Annotated in this window: 7 protein-coding genes and 1 pseudogene; 5 read left to right on the plus strand and 3 right to left on the minus strand. The window is 70.7% G+C overall.

The window, feature by feature from the left end; genetic code table 11:
- The coding region (locus ACWD6N_RS36700; protein ID WP_450006583.1) for an FGGY-family carbohydrate kinase at positions 1–423 on the plus strand (423 nt) is incomplete at its 5' end.
- On the opposite strand, the gene ACWD6N_RS36705 is transcribed toward ACWD6N_RS36700, so the two are convergent.
- Positions 410–1,615: an RNA-guided endonuclease InsQ/TnpB family protein gene (locus ACWD6N_RS36705; RefSeq protein WP_387328550.1), complete on the minus strand. Its 1,206-nt coding sequence runs from the start codon at positions 1,613–1,615 to the stop codon at positions 410–412. The genes ACWD6N_RS36700 and ACWD6N_RS36705 overlap by 14 nt on opposite strands.
- A 440-nt stretch (positions 1,616–2,055) precedes the next feature.
- Here ACWD6N_RS36705 and ACWD6N_RS36710 point away from each other — a divergent pair, with 440 nt between their 5' ends.
- Together ACWD6N_RS36710 and ACWD6N_RS36715 are read left to right on the plus strand one after the other, a co-directional pair.
- Complete coding sequence (locus ACWD6N_RS36710) at positions 2,056–4,590, plus strand: sensor histidine kinase (protein ID WP_354967573.1); 2,535 nt, start codon at positions 2,056–2,058, stop codon at positions 4,588–4,590.
- Positions 4,587–5,009 (plus strand): roadblock/LC7 domain-containing protein, encoded by a 423-nt coding sequence (locus tag ACWD6N_RS36715; RefSeq protein WP_074307750.1) that lies wholly within the window; start codon positions 4,587–4,589, stop codon positions 5,007–5,009. The genes ACWD6N_RS36710 and ACWD6N_RS36715 overlap by 4 nt, the downstream gene beginning before the upstream one ends.
- 72 nt (positions 5,010–5,081) lie before the next feature.
- Here ACWD6N_RS36715 and ACWD6N_RS36720 read toward each other — a convergent pair whose 3' ends face one another.
- Positions 5,082–6,425 (minus strand): GH1 family beta-glucosidase, encoded by a 1,344-nt coding sequence (locus tag ACWD6N_RS36720; RefSeq protein WP_354967574.1) that lies wholly within the window; start codon positions 6,423–6,425, stop codon positions 5,082–5,084.
- Between the two features lie 637 nt (positions 6,426–7,062).
- Between ACWD6N_RS36720 and ACWD6N_RS36725 the strand changes: the two are divergent.
- Positions 7,063–7,266 (plus strand): annotated as a pseudogene (locus tag ACWD6N_RS36725) (cellulose binding domain-containing protein); the annotation flags it as partial.
- A 46-nt stretch (positions 7,267–7,312) separates the two neighbouring features.
- On the opposite strand, the gene tnpA reads toward ACWD6N_RS36725, so the two are convergent.
- Positions 7,313–7,744 (minus strand): IS200/IS605 family transposase, encoded by a 432-nt coding sequence (gene tnpA, locus ACWD6N_RS36730; RefSeq protein WP_450006585.1) that lies wholly within the window; start codon positions 7,742–7,744, stop codon positions 7,313–7,315.
- A gap of 23 nt (positions 7,745–7,767) precedes the next feature.
- Between tnpA and ACWD6N_RS36735 the strand changes: the two genes are divergently transcribed.
- The gene (locus ACWD6N_RS36735) at positions 7,768–8,181 is read left to right on the plus strand and encodes a hypothetical protein (protein WP_450006587.1); all 414 of its coding nucleotides are present in this window, start codon (positions 7,768–7,770) and stop codon (positions 8,179–8,181) included.
- The last annotated feature ends 157 nt before the right edge of the window (positions 8,182–8,338 follow it).

Consider the following 8,338-nt stretch of genomic DNA (forward strand, 5'->3'; position numbering starts at 1 on the left):
GGTGGGCGGCCGGCGGACCCGCGCTTCGGCGGCGACCGGGCGCCGGGGTTGGCGCCGGCGGGCACCGGCGAGGTGCGCGGGCTCAGCTTCGGCACCACCGCGGTGGACATCCTGGCCGGGCTGATGCAGGGGTTGTGCGAGCTGGTCGCCGAAGATCTGACCGTGCTGGAGTCCACGATCGACAAACCGGTCGAGGTGGTGCTGGGCGGCGGTGCGGTGGCCGCCTCGGTGTGGTGGCGGCAGGCGTTCGCCTCCGCGCTCGCGCCGCGACCGGTGTCGCACCAACGCAACCCGGAGATCGGCGCCACCGGCGGCGCGTTGGTGGCGCTGGGCCGTTTCGGTGACGCGGTCGAGCTCGCCGACATCGGCCGGACGGACGAGCTGGTCTTGCCGCAGTATCCTTCGTCAACTACCCGCCGATGAATGGGCGAGCTTGCGGATCAACCTCTCGCTGGCTGCGAGGTGGTGCCGCGTGCGGGCGGTTGACCGCGCCCCAGCTCTCGACACCGCGCTTGGCGATGTTGAGGGCTGCATTGTGATCTGCGTGGGCAACGACCCCACAAGACCGACAATGGAAGGTTTCCTGGTCCAGCCGGTTCCGCCTGTCGCGGTGACCGCAGCCGTTGCAGGTCTGGGAGGTATAACGCGGGTCGACTTCGACCAGCGGTACACCGGCTCGGCGGGCCTTGTAGGCCAGGAAGCTGCCGAGCTGGCGGAACGACCACGAGTGGAGCGTGACCCGTTGGGGCTTTCTCAGCCGGACCCGATCGCGGATCGCCGTCAGTTCCTCGACGGCGATGCCACGGCCGGTGCGTGCAGCCTCGGTCACGATGGTCTTGGCGATGTGGTGGTTGACGTTTGCGGCGTGCCGCGCTTCCTTCTTGTTGCGCCGGGCCAGCAGTCGCTTGGCCGACTTGGTGCCCTTCTCCTGCAACCTGGCCCGCAGCCGGGCCTGCCTGCGGCGGTAACCATTGAGCCGCGTTCCGGCATAGCGGTTGCCGTCAGAGTCGTAGACGATGTTGACGATGCCCATGTCCACGCCGAGGAAGCCGTCCGGCTCGTACATCGGCGCCTCGGCCACCTCGACGGTGGCGTGCAGGAACCACATGCCGTCGCGGTAGACCAGGTCGGACTCGCCGATCTTGCTGGTGGCGACGGCCTTGATCTGACCGGCGGAGCCGGTGTACGCCACGTCCCTTAGCCGGCCCGCAGTCGTCCAAATGGACGCGGTGCGGGTGTCGTGGTGCCAGGACAGCATCCGGGCGTCGTAGGGCTGGGCTGCGTTCCATCGGAACCCGATCGGGCTGACCTCGGCCCGCCAGCGCCGTCTCGAGCCGGCCTTGCCGAGGTTGCCGGCCCGGATGTTCGCCGTCAAGGTGGCGTAAGCGTCGGCGACCTTCTTGATGACGTGTTGCGCTGCCTGGGCGCCGAGCCGGTATTCGGCCTTGATGCCCTGGTAGGTGTGTTTGCGCAGTTCGTAGTTGCGATAGCAGTCAACCTGACGCGCCGCCGTCGCCACGTCGCAAGCCGCCGCATTGCACGCGCGCAGGGTCGATTCGAGTGCCGCCGCCTGCTCGGGTGTCGGCAGGAGCTTCACCGGCACAACCAGCTTCACGCGCTCACTGTAACGGTGCGCAGACTTCGCCGCCGTGATGCGGAGCCAATGACAGCACCGATGACATCCAATTCGTTCGTGCACTACCCGCCCACTGTCGCCCTGCCCAGAAATCGGTCAACAGTTTTAGGGGCGTGTCGGCCCGGCTACCTGCGACAGGAAACGATGCCCTTCGTCGTTACCTGTTGGTCAACCACCCGTGGTCGCCGTCGTACCTTGGCCGGCACCTGTGAGGATGCGCCAAGGAGTACCTGGATGACAGCAGCGACCAATGTGAGGGGCATACCGGCGTTCCTCCCAGCCGTAAACGGCCGGTGTTCCCGTCGGTATCAACTGCTCAAGTTTTGCTCCGACCGGGCCGTTGACAGCGCTCCCGAGCCTGGTTGGATGGACTGCGACTCCCCGGACCGCGGTGGACGCGGCAGGACGGAGGAGGCAGGGTGGCGGTAGGTCCCGACCCGGTGAACGGTGCGGTGTCGAACCATCGCCGGCGTCGCTTCGACGTCCGGGTTGTTCCGCACCGGCGCCGTTCGCCGTTCCGGCTGCGGGACTGGCGGATGAGCACCAAGCTGGCCACCGTGCTGGTGGTGCCGTCGGTGGCGTTCCTGGTGCTCGCCGGTGTGCAGACCAGCGCGCTGGTGGGGCGGACGACGGCGTTGAACGACTTCGCCCGGCAGGTCGGCATCGGCCGGCAGATCACCGCCGTCGTGCACCAGCTCCAGCAGGAGCGGGACCGCTCGGCGGGGGAGCTGGGCGAGCTGCGCAGGGGTGGTGACCGGGAGGCCGCGTCCACCGCCCTGAAGCCGTTGCAGGCGGCGACCGATCGGGCCATCGTGGACCTGCGCCGGGCGGCTGAGCCACTGGCCGACGCGGACGCGTCCTGGCGGGTCGCGTTCTCGGAGGTGCTGGAGGCGTACGACCAGGTGGTCGACATCCGGCCGGCGATCCCGCCCGCGGTGCTCAGCACCGACACCATCCTGAGCAACTACCACCGCGCCGTCGACACGCTGCTCGACCTGCTCGCCGAGCCGACGCCAGGGCAGGAGCGGCCGGCGTTGAGCGACGCGGTGCTGCGCTACGTCCAGATCGCCCGGGTCAAGGAGCTCTCCTCGCGGGTCCGGGCCCAGCTCTACGCCGCCGCCCGCGCCGGTCGGTACGGCACCGAGGACCGGGTGCTCCTGACCGACCTGCGCGCCCAGCAGCTGACCGCGCTCGGCGCGTTCCGGGTGGCCGCCACCACCGACCAGATCCGCCGGTACGACGAGACCTCGGTGGACCCGTTGTTCCTGGTCGCCACCCAACTGGAGGAGCGCAGCCTGCCGGCCGGTGACGCGACGCCCGAGGTGCTGCCCTCGGAGCAGTGGTGGGGGGCCAGTGAGCAGCGCCAGGAGCTGCTGCGCCAGGTCGAGGCGGGGGTGCTCGACGACGCTGTCCGGCAGGCCGACGGCGCCAGCAGCGGCCAGCTGAGGACCACCCTGCTGGTGGCCGGTGGGATCGTCGCCGTGCTGCTGGCCGCCCTGCTGATCTCGCTGCTCGTCGGGCGCTCGGTAGCCCGGTCGATGCGGTTGCTGCGCAGCCAGGCGCTGCGGATCGCGCAGGTCGAGCTGCCGGACGCGCTGGACCGGCTGCGGACCGTCACCGGCGGGGTGCCGGGCATCGAGGTCGCGCCGGCTGTGGTCCGCTCGCTCGACGAGATCGGCGAGCTGGCGGAGGCGTTCGTGGCGGTGCACCGCAGCGCGGTCACCGTCGCTGTCGAGCAGGCGACGATGCGGCGCAACGTCAACGCGATGTTCGTCAACCTGGCCCGGCGCAGCCAGGTGCTCGTGGAGCGCCAGCTGGAGCTGCTGGACGACCTGGAGCGCGAGGAGAGCGACCCGGATCAGTTGGAGAACCTGTTCAAGCTCGATCACCTGGCTGCCCGGATGCGCCGTAACGACGAGAGCCTGCTGGTGCTCGCCGGCACCGAGTCCACCCGCCGGTGGAACCGGCCGGTCGGCCTCGGCCCGGTGCTGCTGGCGGCCGCGGCTGAGATCGAGCAGTACCAGCGGGTTCGCCTGGAGTCGGTGGGCGACGTGTACCTGGTCGGGCATGCCGTCGGTGAGCTGGTGCACATGCTGGCCGAGTTGCTGGAGAACGCGACCGCGTTCTCCCGCCCGGACACCGTCGTGGCGGTGACCGCCCGGGTCGAGGCCGCGGGCGCGCTGATCGAGATCACGGACCAAGGCCTGGGCATGAGCCCGGCCGCCCTGGCCGAGGCGAACGAGGTGCTGGCCAGCCCGCCGGCCGCGGACGTCGCGACGGTCGAGCGGATGGGCCTGTTCGTGGTCAGCCACCTGGCCGCTCGGCTCAGTGTGCGGGTGCGGTTGGACGGCGGCCACAACGGCCTGGTCGCCCGGCTCGCGCTGCCCGCCGCGTTGCTGGCCCCGGCGGGCGCGGTGGAGCTGGATCCGCCCGCCCCGGCCCGGATGCTGGCGGCCGGCGCCGCTCGGGGCGTTGGCGCGCAGCGGATGTCCGGGAGTGCCCGGGCCGCGTCCGGGCCGGCGGTCGCGCCCCTGGACCTGCCGATCGCGGGCCGCCGGCCCGGGGCCGCCGTGCCGCGTCAGGCCCGCCCGGTGCCGGTCCGCGCCGAGGACGTGCTCACCCCGGCCTCGTCGGGTAACGGCGGCGGCTGGTGGTCCCGGGAGGGCCCGTCCGGGCCGGCGGTGCCGGGGCCGGTCGTGCCGCCGGCAACCCCGGTGACCGCCGGCACGAACGAACAGGGCCTGCCGATGCGGGTGCCGATGGCGCAGCTCTCCTCGGTCACGCGCCCGGCCCGGCCGGAGGCGGCGCCGGCGCGTGACGACCTGGACCCGGAAGCGGTCGGTGGCATGCTTTCCCGGCTCTACAGCGGGGTACGGCGTGCCAAGGCCGAGGACACCACCGAGATACCCGTGCCGCCGTCCGGGGGGCACGATGAAGGGGGACGACGACAGTGACGACGTTGAGCCAGGAGGCACGGGACCTGAGCTGGCTGGTGAGCGCGTTCGCGGAGCGGGTGCCGGGCGTGGCGCACGCGGTGGTGGTCTCCTCCGACGGGCTGCTGGTGGCGATCTCCGACAACCTGCCCCGCGACCACGCGGACAAGCTCGCCGCGGTGACCTCCGGGCTGATGAGCATCACCGCGGGCGCGGCCCAGATGTTCGACGGTGACGTCGTCAAGCAGACGGTGGTCGAGATGGGCCGGGGCTACTTCCTGGTGATGCAGGTCCGGGACGGGTCGATCCTGGCGACCCTCGCCGCCGGGGACGCGGACATCGGCGTGGTGGGCTACGAGATGGCCCGGCTGGCGAAGCAGGCGGGGGAGATGCTCACCCCGGCGTTGCGGGCGGAGTTGCAGCAGGCGCTGCCCCGCTGACCGGCCCCGGCCGTGCCCCGGACGGTCACCGGCTCACCGGAGCCGGCCGCCGGGGCCCGGGCGGAGGCCCGCTCAGAAGCCGCCGTCGGCGATGACCGAGCGGTACCAGTGGGCGCTGCTCTTGAGCACCCGCCGCTGGGTCGGGTAGTCCACGTAGACCAGTCCCCACCGCTGGTCGTATCCCTCATCCCATTCGAAGTTGTCCAACAGCGACCAGACGTGGAAGCTCTCCAGCGGCACCCCGGCGGCGATGGCCCGGTGCGCGGCGGCCAGGTGGTCGCGCAGGAAGCTGATCCGGCTGGCGTCGTCGACGCTGCCGTCGGCGGCGATGGCGTCCGGCGTGGGCAGCCCGTTCTCGGTGACGGTGAGCGGGATCGGGCCGTACTCGCGGGTGACCCGGGTCAGGATGTCGTACATCCCGTCGGGGTAGATCTGCTGCCACTCGGCTTCGGAGGTCGGCCACCGTTGCACGGTGCCGCCGTCGGCGGTGACGTAGATGGGCGTGTAGTACTGCACGGCGAGCAGGTCGACCGGCGAGGAGATCACGGCCAGGTCGCCGTCGCGGATGCCGCGTGCCATCCGGCTCTGCGGGCCCAGGTCGGCGAGCACATCCGAGGGGTAGCTGCCCTTGAGCAGGGAGTCGAGGTAGAGGCGGTTCTCGTAGCCGTCGTAGAGCCGGGCGGCCGCGGCGGCCTGCGGTGAATCGTCGGCGGGGTAGCAGGGGTGCAGGTTGAGCGCGGGGCCGATCCGGCCGGTGCCGCCGGCGGCGCGCAGCGCCCGGACGGCGAGCCCGTGGGCGAGTTGCAGGTGGTGGGCGACGAGGTAGGCCGCGTCCGGGTCCTGCCGGCCGGGGGCGTGGTGACCACCGAGGTAGCCGTTCTGCACCACGGTCTTAGGTTCGTTGACGGTCAGCCAGACCGGGACGCGGTCGCCGAGGGCGCGGAACACCGCGTCGGCGTAGTCGGCGAAGCGGTGGGCGGTGTCGCGGGACTCCCAGCCGTCGGCGTCCTGCAGGGCCTGCGGCAGGTCCCAGTGGAACAGGGTGGCCATCGGGGCGATGCCGCGCTCGTGCAGGCCGTCCAGGAGACGGCGGTAGAAGTCGAGCCCGCGCTGGTTGGGCGCGCCGGTGCCGTCGGGCTGGATCCGGGGCCAGGAGATGGAGAAGCGGTAGCTGCGCAGCCCGAGGTCGCGCATCAGGTCGAGGTCCTCGGCGTAGCGGTGGTAGTGGTCGGCGGCCACGTCGCCGGTGTCGCCGTTGCGGGTGCGCCCGGGGGTGCGGCTGAAGGTGTCCCAGACTGACTCGCCGCGGCCGTCCTCCTTGGCGGCGCCCTCGATCTGGTACGCGGAGGTGGCCGCGCCCCAACCGAAGTCGCGGGGGAAGCGCAGCGGGCCGGCGGGCCCGGTAGGTATCGACATGGATTCTCCTCGTGGATACGGGGCAACCGCCGAAGTTTCGGGAGCGCTCCCACAATAGGGCAGGGGCGGCCGACCCGGTCAGCCGGCCGTCGTGTCGGCCGGCGGTGGCGGGTTGCGGCGGTCTGGGCCCCGGACAGCGAACGAGGCCGACCGGGCGGCGCGGAGCGCCTGTCCCGTCGGCCTCTTTTCCCATCGTGTACGGGGGTTTAGTGTGGGGACGGGGGAGGGCAACCCCCGTCCCCACCGCAACTGCACACACACGGGCGGATTGTGGGTCCTGCCGTGTGTGTCGCGCGGGAGCCGGGCCACGCGAGTGGCTCTGGTTCCACCTCCCTCCCTGTGGCGGGATGATGGCTGACGGCGGCGTCCGGGCTGGCCCGTCGTCAGCCCTCGGGCTGGTTCCCCGGGCTCGTCAGAGACGGTCCCGGTGATCTTCTACTTGGAACCATCATCGATGGAAGCGCTCCCATCGATGATGATGCGACTGTAACGCCCGTCACGGCTTTGTGAAAGACCCAAAACGAGATCGAAACATGGGGCTTATTCGGCTCGCTGCGCGCTTGTTGTGGGAACGCTTCCATGGTTGACTGTCGATTCAATGCGACAGGGGCCAGATCGCGTCGACGCGGGTCCGAGCACCGGCCTCAGCGCCAACATGACGATCAAGAACCTCGGCGACCCGCTCACCGGCTGGGCGCTGATGTTCGCCTTCCCCGGAAACCAGCGGGTCACCCAGGGCTGGTCGGCGCGGTGGAGCCAGACCGGCAACCAGGTCACCGCCACCAACGAGTCGTGGAACGGCAACCTCGGTGCCGGCGCCACCGCCAACATCGGCTTCAACCGGATGTAGCGAGAATCCCGGTCCTTGAGGGCCGGGAGGAATCGCGTTACGGACCGGGATGTCTCTGCCCTTTGATGTAGTCCTTGATCACTTCCAGTGGGGCGTCGCCGCAGGACGCGGCGAAGTACGAAGGGGACCACAGGTGCCCGTGCATGATGTGCCGGTTGATCCGGCCGGTGAACTCCTTGCGCAGGTAGTGCGCCGAGACGCCCTTGAGTCGGTTGACCAGCGTGGAGATCGGTAGCTTGGGCGGGTGGTGCACGAGCAGGTGGACGTGGTCGTCCTCGCCGTTGAACTCGCGCAGCTCGGCGCCCAGGTCGGCGCAGACCTGCCGCATGATCTGTTCGCAGTGGGTGAGCATCGCGTCGTTGAGGGCGTCCCGCCGATACGTGGTGACGAAGACAAGATGTACGTGCAGGTTGTGGACAACGCTTCTACCTCTGCGACTATGCGGGTCCGGGGTCCATCGTGGTGACATAGATAAGATGAGACGGTGTGGGCATGCCTGCGAAACTGGACAAGGTCGTGAAGCCGAGATGGGCGGCCAAGGTCCTCGGCATCGACTACGCGGACCTGCCGAAACTCGACCGCCCCTGGACCCAACGGGACGTGCGGTCGCTGCGTGAGAGCAGGCCGGACTGGCTGACCGAAGCGCGACGCCGCCACGCGGCCAGCGTGCAGCAGGCCAGCGAGGCGCGGGCAGCGGAGCTGGACGTCGCACTGGCACGTCTCGGGTACGACGCGCCGGACCTCGGCACGGCCGACCAGGCGGTGCTGTACATCGACGGCGCCCTGACCCACCTGATGATCGAGACACGCTGCTCCGAGGACGAAGCTGACCGGGCCGCGTGGTGCCGCTGGCCGAAGTCGATGGCAGCCGAAGATGACTACGCGGACGACGAAGACGCCCGGTGAAGATTGTCGTGCAGGTCCGGCTGTTCCCGGACGCCGCTCAGCAGGCCGCGCTGCGGGCCGCTCTGGACCGGTGCAACGACGCCGCGAACGTCGCCTCCGGGCTGGCGTACCAGCGGCGGGTGTTCGCCAAGCAGTCGTTGCAGCGGCTCACCTACGG

It is taken from the genome of Micromonospora sp. NPDC005163 (genome assembly GCF_053599835.1).